Origin of the sequence: uncultured Barnesiella sp., from assembly GCF_946496565.1 — a bacterium.
In the GTDB taxonomy this organism is placed as follows: domain Bacteria; phylum Bacteroidota; class Bacteroidia; order Bacteroidales; family Barnesiellaceae; genus Barnesiella; species Barnesiella merdigallinarum.
Genome location: NZ_CAMMHD010000028.1, coordinates 1 through 16,452, shown reverse-complemented (window position 1 = coordinate 16,452; position 16,452 = coordinate 1). Strand labels below are relative to the sequence as shown.

Sequence of the window (16,452 nt, the reverse complement as noted above, 5' to 3'; positions counted from 1 at the left end):
AGCATCTGACTACGGATCAGAAGGTTACAGGTTTGAATCCTGTTGGAGTCACTCAGAGCAAAGCCGTCCGAGCGAGGGCGGTCGATATGAAAAAACAAAATTAAGGATTGGCTCCATAGCTTAACTGAATAGAGCATCTGACTACGGATCAGAAGGTTACAGGTTTGAATCCTGTTGGAGTCACTCAGAGCAAAGCCGTCCGAGCGAGGGCGGTCGATATGAAAAAACAAAATTAAGGATTGGCTCCATAGCTTAACTGAATAGAGCATCTGACTACGGATCAGAAGGTTACAGGTTTGAATCCTGTTGGAGTCACTCAAGAGATAGTCGCTCTCACGGGTGACTATCTCTTTTTTTATACCTGTCGTTTCCCGCTCTCCTCTGTTTGCAAAATCACACCTCCCGATTATTTCGGGCTTCATATCTGCCTCTACTGGCTTTCCCGCCCGTTTCTGGTCTTGACGCAAGCGGCGAGATAGACTTCTCGTCGGCGAGTTCTTATGTATATCCGGGTCACCCGGTATCGGTCGGCTTCATTTTTTACAGAAGCTGTCGAGCTGGGAGCGTGAAGAGGCTTATAGTTTCAAATGGAATTATTATAATAGTATATAAACTATTTTATTAGTTTGATTTCATAAGTCGGCTTGATGTCGACTGACCCGTAAAGAGCAAGGGCTGCATCCGATGTTTCGGGTGCAGCCCTTGGGAATAGACTCTTTTTTTAGTTTCCTTAGAATACGATAACCTTAACACCGTTCACCAGATAGATACCGGCCGGCAGGGCAATAGGTGTGCTGCCGGCAGCCACAGTGGTGCGGAGTACCTGGGCTCCGGTGAGGGCATAGACCGCAATCTCGGTCTCCTGGTCGGTGAGAAGCGTGATTTCGCCTCGACCGCTGATTACCTTCAGACCCGAGAGGGTAGTCTCGTCGACCGAGCCGGGAGTCTGGTTCGACAGAATCAAGTCGGTGAGCGACCATTGCGAAGCCTCTTCGCCACAGGTATATTTGAAGGCGACACGAACGGGAGCCGTCAAGCCCGAGAGCGTGATGGTACCCGAGGCTACGGTTTCGCCCGAACCTTCGGCCGGCCAGTTGGCCTGGTCGGTGATTTCGGTCCAGGTTGCCTCGGCGGGGCTATCCATGGCGTTGGGGTCGAAGTTTGTCGAGTAGAGCAGGAACAGGCCGGTGCCTTCGCTGCCGGTATACTTCGTGTAGGCCGAGAAAGCCAGGTATACCGTCTCGTTCGATACAGTGGGCGATACCAGCCAGGTTTCGCTGGACCCCTTGTTGTAGCCGTTGATTTGGGCACCGTAGTTCTCGTGCGACTCCCAGGGCAGGGTGCCGGTTACGCAGTAGTTGAGCCAGTCGCCCAGACCGTTTTTGAAACTGGTCACATAGGGCAGTTCGGCCGACGGGTTGACTACGGTCAGTTTGTAGCTGACGGCGGCACCTTCGTAGGTGTCGTTGGCGGCCACTTCGGCTTTGATTTCGGTCTCACCCACACCTTTGAGGGTCACGGTGCCGCTGTTGTCGATGGTGGCGACAGCCGTGTTGGAGCTGCTGTATGCGATGGGGCTTGCCGATTTTGAAGAGGCTGTGCTGCTGAAGGTATACCCCTCGGCAAAAGTTTTGTAGCGGTCTTTCCCGTTGTCAAAGGCCAATTCGGGCGAGATGCCGTTGTCGGCCTTCTTGAACAAGGTGAGGGTGAAGTAGTCCGAGTTGTTTTCGTTCGAGCTGGCATAGACACCGAAGGTACCCGACGATTCGCGCAACATGATGTAGCGGGTGTTGGTGTTTACGTTTTTCACGATGATACCTTTCGTGCCATCTGCGGCCGTCCACTGTTCCAGTGTGGCATCCTGAGCGTGGCTGGTGTTGAAGGTAAACTCGGTACCGTCGCCCTTGTAGGCCACGATGCGGTCGCCGTTGGTGATGGTGAGGGTACCGTTATCGGCTACGATGTCGAAGACGATGCTGGCATCGGGGTCGGTAATCGATGTTTTGGTACCGTCGGCATAAGTGAGAGCTACGGCTGTGAAGCGTTTGTTGAAGTCGTTGCTCATGGCTTGGTCGTTGGCCATGAATACGTATGACCCCGTAGTGATTTCACTGGCCGAAGCAATCTTGTTGAAGGTGCCCACCCCCGAATAGGCGGCTTGCAGACTGAATGAGCCGGTAGAGAGAGCGGCCAACAGGAGAAGAGTAGAAATTTTTTTCATAAGCAGTTATTTTATTTAAGGTGAATATGCAGGACTGACACTGATACAATCGAGAAGTGAAGGATTAGGGTTCAATGAAAGATTGTGTTTTTCATCATTCGATTCCTTCTGGTTTTTCTGTCTTTTACAAGGATAGCGAGAGTTGAGTGCAGAGGCCAACCGGAACAGGGGTCTGGGTTGGGCAATGTCGAACCGCCTCCTATCTTTTACAAAGATACGAAAAAAAGGAAACAAATGCACCTTTCGAGGGCATTTATTTCCTGTGACAAAACAATTTCTTGGATGGGTTTGGCCCGATTAAAGTCCCTTTTCGAGGGTGATGAGGGGGGTATCGGGGTGTTGGTAGAGCACGGCGTGGGTGTCGTCTATCGGGTAGAAGCCGGTCACCAGCTCGAGAGCCGCGAGCAACTGGGTCTCGGTTTCCATCTCGGGGCAGCTCTTGCGGGTAGAGGCCACCTGCGTGAAGGCAATGCCACAGGGAGTCCCGTCCAGTGCGATGTGCCCGAATATGCGGTTGCAGCCGGCAAAGCCCGAGAGTTTGGCCTCGGGTATGTCGATAACCAGTTTGGGCTGCTTTTCGGCGATGGCGGTTCCCTCGATGGCTGTCACTCGCCAGGCCCCGTTCAGCAGGTCGACCTGTCGCTTCTCGAGTGTCATTACGGTGCGGCCCCGACGATCGCACAGTCTGATGCGCAACTCGTCGCCGTGAGCCCGCTTGTAGGAGCGGGTATTGTTCAGGGCGCGGAGTACGGCGCGGTCGGTCACTTCGGGTCCGCAATCCTTTTGGGTCGAGATGAGCGACCCGAACTCCAGCTCGTTCTCGTCGCCGAGGGCGAAAGTGCCGTTCACTACGTTGCAGCCGTCGTTGCCATAGATGCGGCCGGTGGCCAGGTCGAAGGTGATTTCGGCCGGTGTTTCGCCTACCACGTCGTGGCGTTCGGCCGTGGCGATAATCCACGTCCCGCCGAACTCTTCGCGGGGGATGGTCGGTATCTTGCGGGGCTCTTGCGTTTCGGTCTCCTCCTTTTCGACGACAGCGCTCTTCTGGGTCGTTTTGCAGGCTGTAAACGACAGCAGCAACAGCACGCCCAGCGGGGTAAGCAACTTGTATCTCATGGTTCCGTATTTTATCTGTTTACAAAAAAAAAAGTATCGGTGTGTGACCGGGCGGTTACTCCTCGTTCCGTTTCGGGAATCGGGTAGGACGTATCAGCAGCCGCAGCGTGGCGTTATAGGTGAAGTAGTACCAGCACCAGTTGAGCAGCGTGATAATCTTGTTTTTCATACCCAGTATGGATACGAGGTGTACTCCCATCCAGGTGAACCAGGCGGGACGGCCGTAGAGCTTCAGGTGAGGCAGGTCGGCTACCGCCTTGTTGCGGCCGATGGTGGCCATGTTGCCCTTGTCCTTGTAGTGGAAGGGGGTGTCGAAGCTCCCCTTGTTCAGATTCTGGGCCAGCAGTTCGCTCTGTTGGATGGCCACCTGGGCCACCTGCGGGTGGCCTTTGGGGTAATTCTTCTCGGTAAGCAGGGCAATATCGCCGATGGCAAAGATGCGGTCGCACCCTTTCACCCGGTTGTATTCGTCGGTGATGATGCGTTTTCCTCTGGCGATAGATTCGGCCGGGATACCCTCCAGCGGTTGGCCGGTGATACCGGCGGTCCAGATGAGGGTATGGCTTTTGATTTGCTCTCCGTTGTCGAGGCTTGCCACATAGTTCTCGAACGATTTCATGGTATGGCCCGTCATCACCTCGACCTCGAGCTCTTCGAGGTATTGGCGCGACTTGGTAGAGGCTTCGGTACTCATATTCTGCAAGAGGCGGTCTGAACCTTCGACGATAACGACGCGCATATCGCTAGGACTGATCTCGGGGTATTCCCGAGCCAGAATGTACTTCTTCATTTCACCCAAAGCACCCGCAATCTCTACTCCGGTAGGACCTCCGCCCACGACGGTAAAGCAGAGCAGCGTGCGGCGCGATTCGGCATCGGCGCAGGTACAGGCCCGCTCCAAGCAGAACAATATCTCGTTTCTCAGTCTGATAGCTTCGGCAGTTGATTTAAGGGTATAGACCCGTTCCCGCAATTCGGGCATGTTGAAAAAGTTGTTGGTCGTACCCGTGGCCAGCACCAGATAGTCGTACGGGATGGTCCCGGTGTTGGTGATGAGTTCTCGTTTTTCGGTATCGACCGAGAGGGCTTCGCCCATGTGGAACCGCACGTGACGCAGTTTGCGCAACTCTTTTCGGAAGGGGAAGCAGATGGCCGCCGGCTCGAGACCCGATGAGGCTATCTGGTAAAACAGAGGCGGGAAAGCATGAAAGTTTTTCCGGTCTACCAGTGTCACCCGGTATTGTCGGTGGTCGATTTTTTTCGACAGCAGGAAGCCTGCAAACCCGCCACCCACGATGACGAGGTGCTTCAACTCATTTTCGTTATGTTTGTCTGTTGTCATGTCTGTGTAAATTTTTGGGGGTGTAAAGATAATAAAAAAGTTTGGTCTGTTCCCTATAAGACAGCCGGCTGTAAAAAATGTTCATGGCGGTGGCGAGAAAAGAAAAAACTTATAAAATTTTCACGCCCTTGCGATGATTTCTCATTATTTGCGTACATTTGTCTGATAATCATGTTACGCGTTTAATGAAACTTACAATCAAGTCCTACACCATACTATTGTTGTTCTCGCTCTCTTCTCTCTGGTCTGTGGCTCAGATCAACACCGACCGGGTGATGAATATCGGGCGCAACGCTCTCTACTTCGAGGATTACATCTTGTCGATGCAATATTTCAATCAGGTAATCAAGGTGAAACCCTATATGGCCGAGCCCTATTTCTACCGGGGTATCGCCAAGCTCAGCCTCGACGACTACAAGGGTGCCGAGGAGGATTGCACGCTCTGTATCGAGCGCAACCCCTTTATCGTGAACGCTTACCAGGTGAGGGGTATCGCCCGGCAGAATCTGGGTAATTATCAAGGGGCCATCGATGACTATACCGAGGGGCTTCGCTATGCTCCCGAAGATCGTACTTTCCTGAACAACAAGGCGATTGCTGAGGTGCAACTGAAAAAATACGACGAGGCCGAAAAGAGTTTCGACAAGCTCATCGCCCTGCATCCCAACTACTACAACGGCTATATGAGCCGGGCGCAGTTCTACCTCGAGAAGGGCGACACCATCAAGGCCATGGCCGACATCGACAAGGCTATCTCGATAGACAAGTACATGTCGGGGGCATACGCCCAGCGGGCCATCATCAAGGTGTTGCACGATGCCGACTACGACTCGGCGCTGGCCGATATGAACGAGGCCCTGCGGCTCGACCCCAAGGAGGTTTCGTACTACTTCAACCGGGCCCGCATCAAGTATCACCAGGACGATCTGCAAGGTGCCATGGCCGACTATGACCACATACTCCAGCTCGACCCCGGCAACACCATGACCCACTACAACCGCGGTCTCTTGCGCATGCAGGTGGGTGAGCGCAACAAGGCCATATCGGACTTTACAGAGGTAATCAAGGCCGAGCCCGACAACTACTTTGCCATCTACAACCGGGCCCTGCTCTACGATATGATAGGCAGTTACGGCAAAGCTATTGCCGACTTCGACGTGGTGCTGAAGCAGTACCCCGACTTTGCCGCCGGTTTCTTTGCCCGCTCCGAGGCCAAGCGTAAAATGGGCGATATGAAGGGGGGCGAGAAAGATTTCATGCTGGCCCTCGACCTGCAGAAGAAGACCAAGTACGAACCCATCGACGAGGCTACGGCTGCCGCCGGTACCACGAGCAAATCGGGACAGGCTGCCGACGAGCGTTCCGAGTCGGACAAGAACATCAACAAGTTCAACCAGATACTCGTGGCCGATGCCCAAACCGAGTACAAACCCGAGTATGAGAACAAAATACGCGGCCGGGTGCAAGACCAGAACGTGCAGGTGTCGATACAACCCATGTATGTGCTCACCTACTACGAGCGCCCCGATGCCGTGCGCCAGAACATCTACTATGTCAAGGAGCTGGAAGAGCTCAACGATACCCATGTTTTCGCCAAGAAACTGCTGCTTACCAACTCCGAGGCCGCTTTGCTCTCCGACCAGATCAACTACCATTTCTCTTCGATCAACGACTTCTCGCGTCTGATCGAGATCAACCCCTCCAACCCGTTGGCCTACTTCGGCCGGGCGGTCGACTTCATGCTCGTGCAAGACTTTGCCAGTGCGCTCGACGACCTCAACCGGGCCATTATGACCAGCCGCAACTTCACCATGGCCTACTTCCTGCGGGCTGTCGTGCGGGCCAAGCAGATTGAGTATGAAATCTCTTCGGCATCGGCTCAGAATCTCGACTTCCAGGCCCAGCGCAAGAAAGAGGGCAACGACTTTACCCCGATGGGCTTTGCGGCACTGGGGAACGAAAACCTGAAGATGGAGTACGAAATGGTTTTGCGCGACTACGAAAAAGTGATTGAAGATTCGCCCCGATTCATCTATGCCTACTATAATCGCGGCAACCTGCGCTGCTCGCAACAAGACTATCGGGGAGCTATTGCCGACTACACCCAGGCCATAGAGTTGCGTCCCGACTTTGGCGACGCCTACTACAATCGCGGTCTCGTCTACTTGAGGCAGGGCAACACCGCTGCCGGTACTGCCGATTTGAGTAAAGCCGGCGAATTGGGCGTGGTGGCAGCCTACAATCTGTTGAAACGGTTGAGTGACTAAAAGATTTTTATAAATATCCGTTTCCGTAATGAAATAATTATTACTTTTGTGCCTTGGTATAAAGGTACACACCGGATGCCACCATATATGGAATAAAATTTGCGTATCAATATAGAGACGTTTTTCAAGAATTGTTGAAAAGATAAAGGAAAGAAAAGATGATTAAGATTACATTTCCCGATAATTCGGTAAAGGAATTTGAGTCTGGCATTACCCCTTTACAGATTGCCGAGAGCATCAGCCCCCGGTTGGCACAGGAAGTTCTTGCCGCAACTGTCAATGGTCAGGAGTGGGACCTTACCCGTCCCGTTACTGCCGATGCGGCCATCAAACTCTTCAAATGGGACGATCCCGAAGGCAAGCATGCCTTTTGGCACTCGTCGGCTCACTTGCTGGCCGAGGCCCTGCAAGAGCTCTATCCCGGTATCAAATTCGGTATCGGTCCGGCTGTTGAAAATGGTTTCTACTACGATGTAGACCCGGGCGAAGCTACCATTACCGCTGCCGATTTTCCCACCATCGAGGCCAAGATGCTCGAGCTGGCCGGTCACAAAGACCCCATCGTACGGAAAGAAATTTCCAAAGCCGATGCCCTCGACATGTTTGGCAAACGCGGCGAAGAGTATAAGGTCGAACTCATCAGCGAACTTGAAGACGGAACTATCACCACCTATACGCAAGGCGCATTTACCGACTTGTGCCGTGGCCCGCACTTGCCCAATACCGGGCTCATCAAGGCCGTGAAGATTACTTCGCTGGCCGGTGCCTACTGGCGCGGCGACGAAACGCGCAAACAGCTGGTGCGCGTCTACGGTATCTCTTTCCCCAAGAAGAAGATGCTCGACGAATACCTCGTATTGCTCGAAGAGGCCAAGAAACGCGACCACCGCAAGATTGGCAAGGAGATGGAGCTCTTTGCCTTCTCGCCCAACGTAGGTCCCGGTCTGCCTTTGTGGTTGCCCCGCGGTACCCAGTTGCGCGATCGCCTCGAGGCCATGCTGCGCAAGGTACAGAAACGCTTCGGCTACCTGCAGGTAATCACGCCGCACATCGGTAACAAGATGCTCTATGTAACATCGGGCCACTATGCCAAATACGGCAAAGACTCGTTCCAGCCCATCCACACTCCCGAGGAGGGCGAAGAGTATCTGCTCAAACCCATGAACTGCCCGCACCACTGCGAGATATATAAAGTATCGCCCCGTTCGTACAAAGACCTGCCGCTGCGTTTCGCCGAGTTCGGTACGGTATACCGTTACGAACAGAGCGGCGAGCTGCACGGCTTGACCCGTGTACGTTGCTTTACGCAAGACGATGCCCACATCTTCTGCCGTCCCGACCAGTTGAAAGAGGAGTTCCTGAAGGTGATGGATATTATCTTCATTATCTTCAAGGCTTTGAAGTTCGACAACTTCGAAGCTCAGATTTCGCTGCGTGACCCCGTTCACCGCGAGAAATATATCGGTAGCGACGAAAACTGGGAGAAGGCCGAGCGTGCCATCGTAGAGGCTTGCGAGGAAAAAGGGTTGAAAGCCCGTGTAGAGTATGGCGAAGCCGCCTTCTACGGACCGAAGCTCGACTTCATGGTCAAGGATGCTCTGGGCCGTCGCTGGCAGCTGGGTACGATTCAGGTCGACTACAACCTGCCCGAGCGTTTCGAACTTGAATACACCGGCAGCGACAACCAGAAACACCGCCCCGTCATGATTCACCGTGCCCCCTTCGGTTCGATGGAGCGTTTCGTAGCCGTGCTCATCGAGCACACCGGCGGTAAATTCCCCTTGTGGCTCACCCCCGACCAGGTAGCTATCCTGCCCATCAGTGCCAAGTACAACGACTATGCACAACAGGTAGCCAGCCAGTTGGCCGAGCAAGATATTCGTGCCATCGTCGACGATCGTAACGAAAAGATTGGCCGTAAGATTCGCGACAACGAGATGAAACGGATTCCCTATTTGCTCATTGTTGGTGAAAAAGAGGCCGAAAATGGTGAAGTTTCTGTAAGAAAACAGGGCGAAGGTGATAAAGGTTCGATGAAAATTGCTACCTTTGCCGCAAATTTAAATGCAGAAGTAGAAGAATTACTCAAAGAATGGTAATCTGAATGGAGAAAAAACCACAACCACAACCGCAGGCCGGTAGGCCTAACAGACCTATGCCTGCAAAAAAGAATGACATTAAAGATCAATATCGTGTCAACGAACGCATCCGTGCCAAAGAGGTGCGTCTGGTCGGCGATAATGTAGAGCAGGGTGTTTACACCATACAGGAAGCTATGCACATGGCCGACGAGCAAGGTCTCGATTTGATCGAGATTTCTCCCAATGCAGTACCGCCTGTATGCAAGATTCTGGATTATCAGAAATTCCTCTATCAGCAGAAGAAACGGCAGAAGGAGCAGAAGGCCAAATCGACCAAGATTGTGGTGAAGGAGATTCGTTTCGGACCGCAAACCGACGATCACGACTACAACTTCAAGTTGAAGCATGCCATCGGCTTCCTCAACGAAGGTGCCAAGGTGAAAGCCTACGTATTCTTCAAAGGCCGCTCGATTCTTTTCAAGGAGCAGGGCGAGGTGCTGTTGCTGCGTTTTGCCAACGACCTGGAAGACTATGGCAAGGTAGAGATGATGCCGGTTCTCGAGGGGAAGCGCATGATTATCATGATAAGCCCCAAGAAAAAGTAAGAAGAGATAGGACAGACTATTCATTCAATTATAAAATTAAAATTTAGTAAAATGCCAAAGATTAAAACTAATTCCGGTGCCAAAAAGAGGTTCGCCCTTACCGGAACAGGAAAAATCAAGAGAAAACATGCTTACAAAAGCCACATTCTGACGAAGAAGACGAAAAAGCAAAAAAGAAACCTCACTCACATGACTACGCTGAAGACGGTCGATGTGAACAATGTAAAAGCATTGCTGGGCTTGAAATAATGCTCGACGGGTTTCCGAAAAATTTTCTCACACAAAAGAGTAGTTTCAAAATTTATTAACCGAATGTTTTTAGCTTGAAGTTTACCTTGAACGGTAGCGCTAACATTCAAAACAAAAAAAACTATGCCAAGATCAGTAAATCACGTTGCTTCAAGAGCAAAAAGAAAAAAGATTCTTAAACTTACCCGCGGTTACTATGGTTCGCGCAAAAACGTATGGACCGTTGCCAAGAACACTTGGGAAAAAGGTTTGACCTATGCTTACCGTGACCGCAAAAACAATAAGCGTAATTTCCGTGCATTGTGGATTCAACGTATCAATGCAGCCGCTCGCCTCGAAGGCATGTCCTACTCGAAACTGATGGGCGCCCTTCACAAAGCCGGCATCGAAATCAACCGCAAGGTTCTCGCCGACCTGGCCATGAACAACCCCGAGGCTTTCAAGGCTATCGTCGAGAAAGTGAAATAAGAGAGACGCATAATCTTCTTTTATTATAGCTGTTTAGGGATTCCCGCACAGGGGGTCCCTAAATTTTTTTATCGAAATATTTTGTTTATTCAAAGGAATTGTATAGCTTTGTATCAAAGAGAAAGAGAAAGCCCGGTCGTATCAGAGTAGATTGGGAAACTCATCAAAAATTATGAAATGCCGAGACACGCTTTCCGTTCCAATGGCGGGCCACAACCTTTCGAGGTTTGCTTTGCACGGTGGATTACAAAGGGGCGGAGGCCCTCAAATCCTGTCTTTCGGAGTTTCATCGCATCCTTTGATACGACCCCTTACATAGCCCGCTTCCCTGCACGGAGTCGGGCTTTTTTATAGGGGACTATTATTCGTTGAATATCATAATTATAAAGGGAAATGAAACGTATGTTTGCAAGCCTCGTACTCGCTCTCCTCTTGAGTACGGCAACGGCTTGGGCCGAGTCGCTGGCTACTCTCCAGCAACAGGCCGAAAGCGGAAACAGTGATGCACAGTACGATTTGGCCATGTGCTACTGGAAGGGGGAAAAGGGGGCCCCGAAAGATGACAGCAAGGCTTTTTATTGGGCCAAGAAATCGGCCGAGCAAGGCGATGCCTATGCCCAGTCGTGGGTAGGCTATTTCTATGAAAATGGTTACGGCACCGCACGGGATTTCGGTGAAGCGGCGTACTGGTATCGCCGCAGCGCCGACCAGGGCAACCGCTTCTCGCAGAACAATCTGGGCGAGTGCTACTACTACGGACGGGGTGTCGAGCGGAACTACGAAAAGGCGGCCTCGTGGTACAAGAAGGCGGCCGACCAGGAGTTCCCTTCGGCCTGCTACAACCTGGGCTGGTGTTACGAAAATGGGGAGGGGGTTGCCTCCAACCGGTCGCTGGCCATCAGTTACTATCGCAAGGCGGCTGCGAGCGGCAATGAGGATGCCCGCCAGCGGCTGTCCAAACTGGGCCTGTCGGCCGACGGCAGTTCCACAACGTCGGCCTCGACGGCATCCACTTCTTCGTCATCGTCGGGCTCGCATGTCGACCCCTCGACGTTGGCCAATGCCCAGTCGGGAATCGATGTGTCACAGTATGTGCTGGGGCAGCAGTATTTCGACGACGGGAACTACGAGCAAGCCGTGTACTGGTGGCGTCAAGCCGCAAAACAGGGATATGGCAAAGCCTCGTTGCAATTGGGCGAGTGCTACTACAACAGTTTGGGTGTGGACCGCAACTATAAGACAGCTGCCTACTGGTATACCGAGGCTGCCGAGCAGGGCGAGAACGATGCCTGTTTCAAACTGGGCGTCTGTTATGAAGAGGGTATTGGTGTAATCCGGGATTACCAGATAGCCTTCAAGTATTACGAGAAGGGCAATTTCATGCTGGCGGCAGCCCACTGTTGCCGCAAGTGGCTGCAGCAGCAGAACCGTACGGATCTCAACTACCTCACGCTTTCGATTGCCGAGCTGCTGTTGATGTCGAGCAAGGGCGATGCTTTGGCACAATGCTATATGGGCCTTTCGGCATATATCGATAGCGACCTCTCCAAAGCCAAGGCCTGGTTCCAGAAGTGTGTGGACAATGCCAACGCCACCTCTTTGAGTCGGACGATAGCCCGCAAGTATATCGCTTCGATCGAAGAGGGCGAGGAGGAGACCGATGCGCTGATGGAGTTCTTCGGCTTTTAGCGCGGAGTGGGTGGGGGAGAGAGCACCCTCTCCCTCGGACTAAATATCAATCGCCATTTGAGTGCAAGTTTTAGGAATAAATTGTAACTTTGCAGGGATAAAAACCGCACATGCCGGCCGAGGTGTAAGGTTCTCGTGTTCGAGGCTTTGGATACTGGTGCCGGGGTGAGTTAAAAAAAAAGATTAGTTATGGCCGATACGGTAGCGCAATTTGAGCATGTAATATCTATTTGTCGGGATCTCTTCGCCAAGAAGCTGAAGGACTACGGCGCTTCGTGGCGCATCTTGCGCCCGCAATCGCTTACCGACCAGATTTTTATCAAGGCCAAGCGGATAAGAAGCATCGAAATCAAGGGCGAGAGTAAAATCGACGAGGGGATACGCTCCGAGTTCATCGGTATCGTCAACTACGGTATCATCGGGCTCATTCAGCTGGCTCTCGGGTATGCCGACAGCGAGGATATCGGCAACGACGAGGCGCTGGCCCTCTACGACAAGTACATGACCGAGACCAAAACCCTCATGTATGCCAAGAACCACGACTACGATGAGGCGTGGCGCAGCATGCGCATCAGCTCCTATACCGACCTGATTCTTACCAAGGTGTGCCGTACCAAGCAAATCGAAGACAACGAAGGCAAGACTCTCGTCTCGGAGGGTATCGATGCCAACTACATGGACATGATTAACTACTCGCTGTTTGGCCTTATAAAGATAGAGTATGGAGAGCAAGACGATTAACGAGAAACGCAAAGCCCTTCTGATACAGTGGCTTGTTTTTCTCTCCCGTCTGATTGTCGGGGGGACGTTCGTCTTTTCGGGCTTTGTAAAAGCCGTCGACCCATACGGTACCGCCTATAAGTTTGAAGACTATTTCGCCGCATTTCACCTCGAGTTCCTCTCGTCGTTCACTCTGCTCTTCTCGGTAGCCCTCTCGGTGGTCGAGTTTTTGCTGGGTGTTCATCTGCTGTTCGGGTCGTACCGCAAGTCCACGCCGCGGCTGGTCTTCCTTTTCCTCTGCGTGATGACTCCCCTCACGCTCTACCTGGCCATTGCCAATCCCATATCCGATTGTGGCTGTTTCGGCGATGCTGTCCATTTGAGCAACTGGGCCACCTTCTTCAAGAATCTGGTGCTGCTGGGGATAACTGTCTTTCTGGTATACGACAATACCCGGTTGCGGGCTCTGTACAACCGGGAAGTACAGTGGCTCACGGGGCTCTATTCGCTGGTCTTTGTCCTCTTCTTTGCCTATATCGGCATCAATTACCAGCCCTATCTCGATTTCCGTCCCTACAAGATTGGGGTCAACATACCCGATGCCCTTGCCGCCAGCGAGCCTCAGCACGAGTTTATCTTCATCTATGAAAAGGATGGGCGGCAACAAGAGTTTACCCTCGACAATCTTCCCGGTGAAGAGGAGGGGTGGACCTTTGTAGACCGGCGCGAAAAGGTGATTGAGAGTGACCGGCCGCAGGCTCCCGCCATCGACGAATTTACCATCTATCGGGGAGCCGACGATATTACCGACGAAATCCTCGGCGACGACAACTACCGCATCCTGTTGCTTTCGCCCGACCTCGAGCGGGCCGACGACAGCGAGGTAGACCGCATAAACGAGCTCTACGACTACTGTGTGGAGCGGGGCTACGCCTTTGCCTGCGTCACCGCCTCGAATCCGCAGGGCATAATAACCTGGCTCGAGAATACCGGAGCTGAGTACCCCTTCTATTTCATGGACAAGACCACCATACGCACCATAGCGCGGGGCAACCCTTGCGTGCTGTTGCTCAAGGGGGGAACCATCTTGCGCAAGACCGCACCCTCGCAATTGCCTGACGAGACCCAGCTCACCCAGCCGCTCGACCAGCTCGACTACGGCCAGCCCGAGGTCTACAGGCCTCGCCATCGCCTGGGATTCATCGCGATGCTCTATGTCATACCCATGCTCTTCTTGCTGTTGACCGAGAAGACTGTGGCCATGATTATCGGGCGGGTGAAGCTGTGGAGGCTCAATCGCATACGCCGCCGGCGCAAAGCCGAGCACGAAGCCCTGAAGGCCGCAGAAGCTAAAGCGGCAGGGGCATCGCCTCGACCCGAAGAGACCGACCCAACCCCGACCGACGTAGCCGCTGCAAACGAAGAGCCTGAGGACAATAGCGGGAAGCCGGCAGTCGATGAGGAGGCAGTCCTGGCAGCAGAATCGTCTGCGCCTGCGAGCGAACCGAAAAACGAGAATAAGAAACAAAACGAAATACAATAATTTTTTTAACCTCTAAAAAAGATTTGTTATGAGAAAAAACATTGTTGCAGGAAACTGGAAAATGAACACGACCGTACAAGAGGGCGTGGCTTTGGCTAAAGAAATCGACGCCGCTCTGGCCGGTGTAACCACCAAATGCGATGTAATCATCGCCACTCCGTTCACTCACCTGGTATCGGTTGTAAATGCTATCGACACCAAACGTATCGGTGTAGGTGCCGAGAACTGTGCCGACAAGACCGAAGGCGCATTCACGGGCGAAGTTTCGGCCAAAATGGTCGCTTCGACGGGTGCACAATACGTAATCCTCGGCCACTCCGAGCGTCGTGCCTATTATCACGAAACTCCCGAAATCCTGAAAGAGAAAGTCCTCCTGGCTCTGGCCAACGGTCTGACTCCCATCTTCTGCATCGGCGAAGTTCTGGAAGAGCGCGAAGCCGGCAAACACTTCGATGTCGTAAAAGCACAGGTAGAAGAGTCGCTCTTCAACCTCTCGGCCGAAGACTTCGGTAAAATCATCCTGGCTTACGAACCGGTTTGGGCCATCGGTACCGGCAAGACTGCTACGGCCGACCAAGCCGAAGAGATTCACGCCTTCATCCGCAAGACCATTGCCGAGAAGTATGGCAACGAAGTAGCCGAGAACACCTCGATTCTCTATGGTGGTAGCTGCAAACCCAGCAACGCTGCCGAGCTCTTCGCCAAACCCGACGTAGACGGTGGTCTGATTGGTGGTGCTGCCCTGAAAGCCGACTCGTTCATGGGCATTATTACTGCATTCTAATAAAATAGATTTTCACAGAGGCTGCAAAAGTGGGAATAAATTCTTATTTTTGCAGCCTCATTGTTTTTGAAAAGTTGTAGGTTATGCGCAAATCACATGTAATACTGGCCCTGCTCGTGATAGGAGCGGCAGGCGCGACGGCACAAGCCCAAGTCGCAGTCTCCGACACCTCGATAGTACAGTACCTCGAGCGTCCCGAGACCGGTGGCAAAGTGAAAGTGGTGCAACCGGCCGAGCTGGCCAAGCGGGTAAGCCGGGCCGAAGGCGTGGTCAAGTACGACGGCAACAAGGGCTATGCCCAGTCGTCGGGATTCCGCATTCAGGTCTTTTCCGACAACGACTACCGCACCGCCAAGAACAATGCCCTCTACAAGGAGGGGCTCATCCGGCAGGCCTTCCCCGAGCTGGACACCTATGTCACCTTCACTTCGCCCTTCTGGCGGCTGAGAGTAGGCGATTTCCGTTCCTACGAAGAGGCCGGCAACGCCCTGCGGGAGTTGAGGCGGGAGTTCCCCCAGATGGCTCGCGAGATGCGAATTGTGCGCGATAAGATACAAATACAGATACATCAAGGATTTACCGAATAATTTGTTGATTCATGGATGAACAGGTTATGAGCCCGGAAGAGCAACAACGGGTTTGCAAGGAACTGGCCGAACACTATCGGGCCATAATCTCTTTATTGGGCGACGATCCCGATCGGGAAGGGCTGCGAAAAACTCCCGAGCGGGCAGCCAAGGCAATGATGAAATTGACCAAAGGCTATCGTCAGTCGGCACGCGACGTCATATCGTCGGCCATATTCGAGCACACCGGTTCGCGCATCGTCATTGTACGCGACATCGAGTTCTACTCCTTCTGCGAGCACCATCTGCTCCCCTTCTTCGGGAAGGTGCACGTAGGCTATATCCCCACCAAGGGCATCGTAGGGCTCAGCAAGGTAGCCCGCCTGGTCGAGGTATATGCCCGCCGCTTTCAGGTGCAGGAGCGTCTCACGGCGCAAATCTGCCACAGTCTGGCCGAGACTCTCGAGGCCGAAGGAGTCATCGTCATGGTCGAAGCCCGTCACCTCTGCATGCAGATGCGGGGCGTCGAGAAGCAGGGAGCCGTCACCGTTACCTACGATTGTACCGGTAAATTTGAGCAACCCGAGTGGCGCCGCGAATTTTATTCGCTCATCGGTAAAAATTCTTGCGAGCAATAACCAATTATTTATCAAACAGTAACCCGTTTTGATGAAAAAAATGTTTGAGAAAATTTCGCAAAGCTCTTGCATAAGTCAAAAAGAGGGTTTATCTTTGCACTCGCAATCGCGAAAATAGCTCAGTTGGTAGAGCACAACCTTGCCAAGGTTGGGGTCGCGGGTT

14 protein-coding genes and 2 tRNA genes are annotated in these 16,452 nt (G+C 52.7%); 13 read left to right on the top strand and 3 right to left on the bottom strand.

The features are described from left to right. Positions 1–109 precede the first annotated feature (109 nt). A tRNA-Arg gene (locus Q1K76_RS11655) sits at positions 110–183 on the top strand. A gap of 58 nt (positions 184–241) precedes the next feature. Beyond that, positions 242–315: transfer RNA gene (locus tag Q1K76_RS11650), tRNA-Arg, on the top strand. Between the two features lie 415 nt (positions 316–730). Here the strand turns inward: Q1K76_RS11650 and Q1K76_RS11645 are convergent. The 3 genes from Q1K76_RS11645 to Q1K76_RS11635 form a co-directional block, all read right to left on the bottom strand. Then, positions 731–2,221 (bottom strand): hypothetical protein, encoded by a 1,491-nt coding sequence (locus tag Q1K76_RS11645; RefSeq protein ID WP_298662097.1) that lies wholly within the window; start codon positions 2,219–2,221, stop codon positions 731–733. Positions 2,222–2,518: 297 nt separating this feature from the next. Continuing rightward, positions 2,519–3,337, bottom strand: a complete 819-nt coding sequence (locus Q1K76_RS11640; RefSeq protein WP_087409419.1) for an META domain-containing protein — start codon at positions 3,335–3,337, stop codon at positions 2,519–2,521. A 55-nt stretch (positions 3,338–3,392) separates the two neighbouring features. Continuing rightward, the gene (locus Q1K76_RS11635) at positions 3,393–4,679 is read right to left on the bottom strand and encodes an NAD(P)/FAD-dependent oxidoreductase (protein WP_087409420.1); all 1,287 of its coding nucleotides are present in this window, start codon (positions 4,677–4,679) and stop codon (positions 3,393–3,395) included. Between the two features lie 185 nt (positions 4,680–4,864). Between Q1K76_RS11635 and Q1K76_RS11630 the strand changes: the two genes are divergently transcribed. The 11 genes from Q1K76_RS11630 (at position 4,865) to folE (ending at position 16,289) form a co-directional block, all read left to right on the top strand. Further along, positions 4,865–6,946 (top strand): tetratricopeptide repeat protein, encoded by a 2,082-nt coding sequence (locus Q1K76_RS11630; protein ID WP_300133558.1) that lies wholly within the window; start codon positions 4,865–4,867, stop codon positions 6,944–6,946. A 158-nt stretch (positions 6,947–7,104) separates the two neighbouring features. Further along, entirely contained in the window at positions 7,105–9,045 is a 1,941-nt protein-coding gene (gene thrS, locus Q1K76_RS11625; protein WP_087409422.1) for a threonine--tRNA ligase, read from the top strand. Between the two features lie 56 nt (positions 9,046–9,101). Beyond that, positions 9,102–9,632: a translation initiation factor IF-3 gene (gene infC, locus Q1K76_RS11620; RefSeq protein WP_087409423.1), complete on the top strand. Its 531-nt coding sequence runs from the start codon at positions 9,102–9,104 to the stop codon at positions 9,630–9,632. A gap of 51 nt (positions 9,633–9,683) precedes the next feature. Continuing rightward, on the top strand, positions 9,684–9,881 hold the full coding sequence (rpmI, locus tag Q1K76_RS11615) for a 50S ribosomal protein L35 (RefSeq protein WP_087409424.1): 198 nt from the start codon (positions 9,684–9,686) through the stop codon (positions 9,879–9,881). A 123-nt stretch (positions 9,882–10,004) separates the two neighbouring features. Beyond that, positions 10,005–10,349, top strand: a complete 345-nt coding sequence (gene rplT, locus Q1K76_RS11610; protein ID WP_008860709.1) for a 50S ribosomal protein L20 — start codon at positions 10,005–10,007, stop codon at positions 10,347–10,349. Positions 10,350–10,742: 393 nt separating this feature from the next. Next, the gene (locus Q1K76_RS11605) at positions 10,743–12,038 is read left to right on the top strand and encodes a tetratricopeptide repeat protein (protein ID WP_087409425.1); all 1,296 of its coding nucleotides are present in this window, start codon (positions 10,743–10,745) and stop codon (positions 12,036–12,038) included. A 189-nt stretch (positions 12,039–12,227) separates the two neighbouring features. Continuing rightward, a complete protein-coding gene (locus tag Q1K76_RS11600) occupies positions 12,228–12,779 on the top strand; it encodes a DUF1599 domain-containing protein (RefSeq protein WP_300133554.1) in 552 nt (183 codons plus the stop codon). Continuing rightward, on the top strand, positions 12,760–14,301 hold the full coding sequence (locus tag Q1K76_RS11595; protein ID WP_300133552.1) for a BT_3928 family protein: 1,542 nt from the start codon (positions 12,760–12,762) through the stop codon (positions 14,299–14,301). Before Q1K76_RS11600 ends, Q1K76_RS11595 begins: the two co-directional genes overlap by 20 nt. A gap of 28 nt (positions 14,302–14,329) precedes the next feature. Then, complete coding sequence (gene tpiA / locus Q1K76_RS11590; protein ID WP_087409427.1) at positions 14,330–15,085, top strand: triose-phosphate isomerase; 756 nt, start codon at positions 14,330–14,332, stop codon at positions 15,083–15,085. A gap of 83 nt (positions 15,086–15,168) precedes the next feature. Then, positions 15,169–15,672 (top strand): SPOR domain-containing protein, encoded by a 504-nt coding sequence (locus tag Q1K76_RS11585; RefSeq protein WP_087409428.1) that lies wholly within the window; start codon positions 15,169–15,171, stop codon positions 15,670–15,672. A 26-nt stretch (positions 15,673–15,698) separates the two neighbouring features. Further along, positions 15,699–16,289 carry a GTP cyclohydrolase I FolE gene (folE, locus tag Q1K76_RS11580; protein ID WP_300133562.1) on the top strand — a complete coding sequence of 197 codons (591 nt, stop codon included), beginning with the start codon at positions 15,699–15,701 and terminating at the stop codon, positions 16,287–16,289. Positions 16,290–16,452 lie beyond the last annotated feature (163 nt).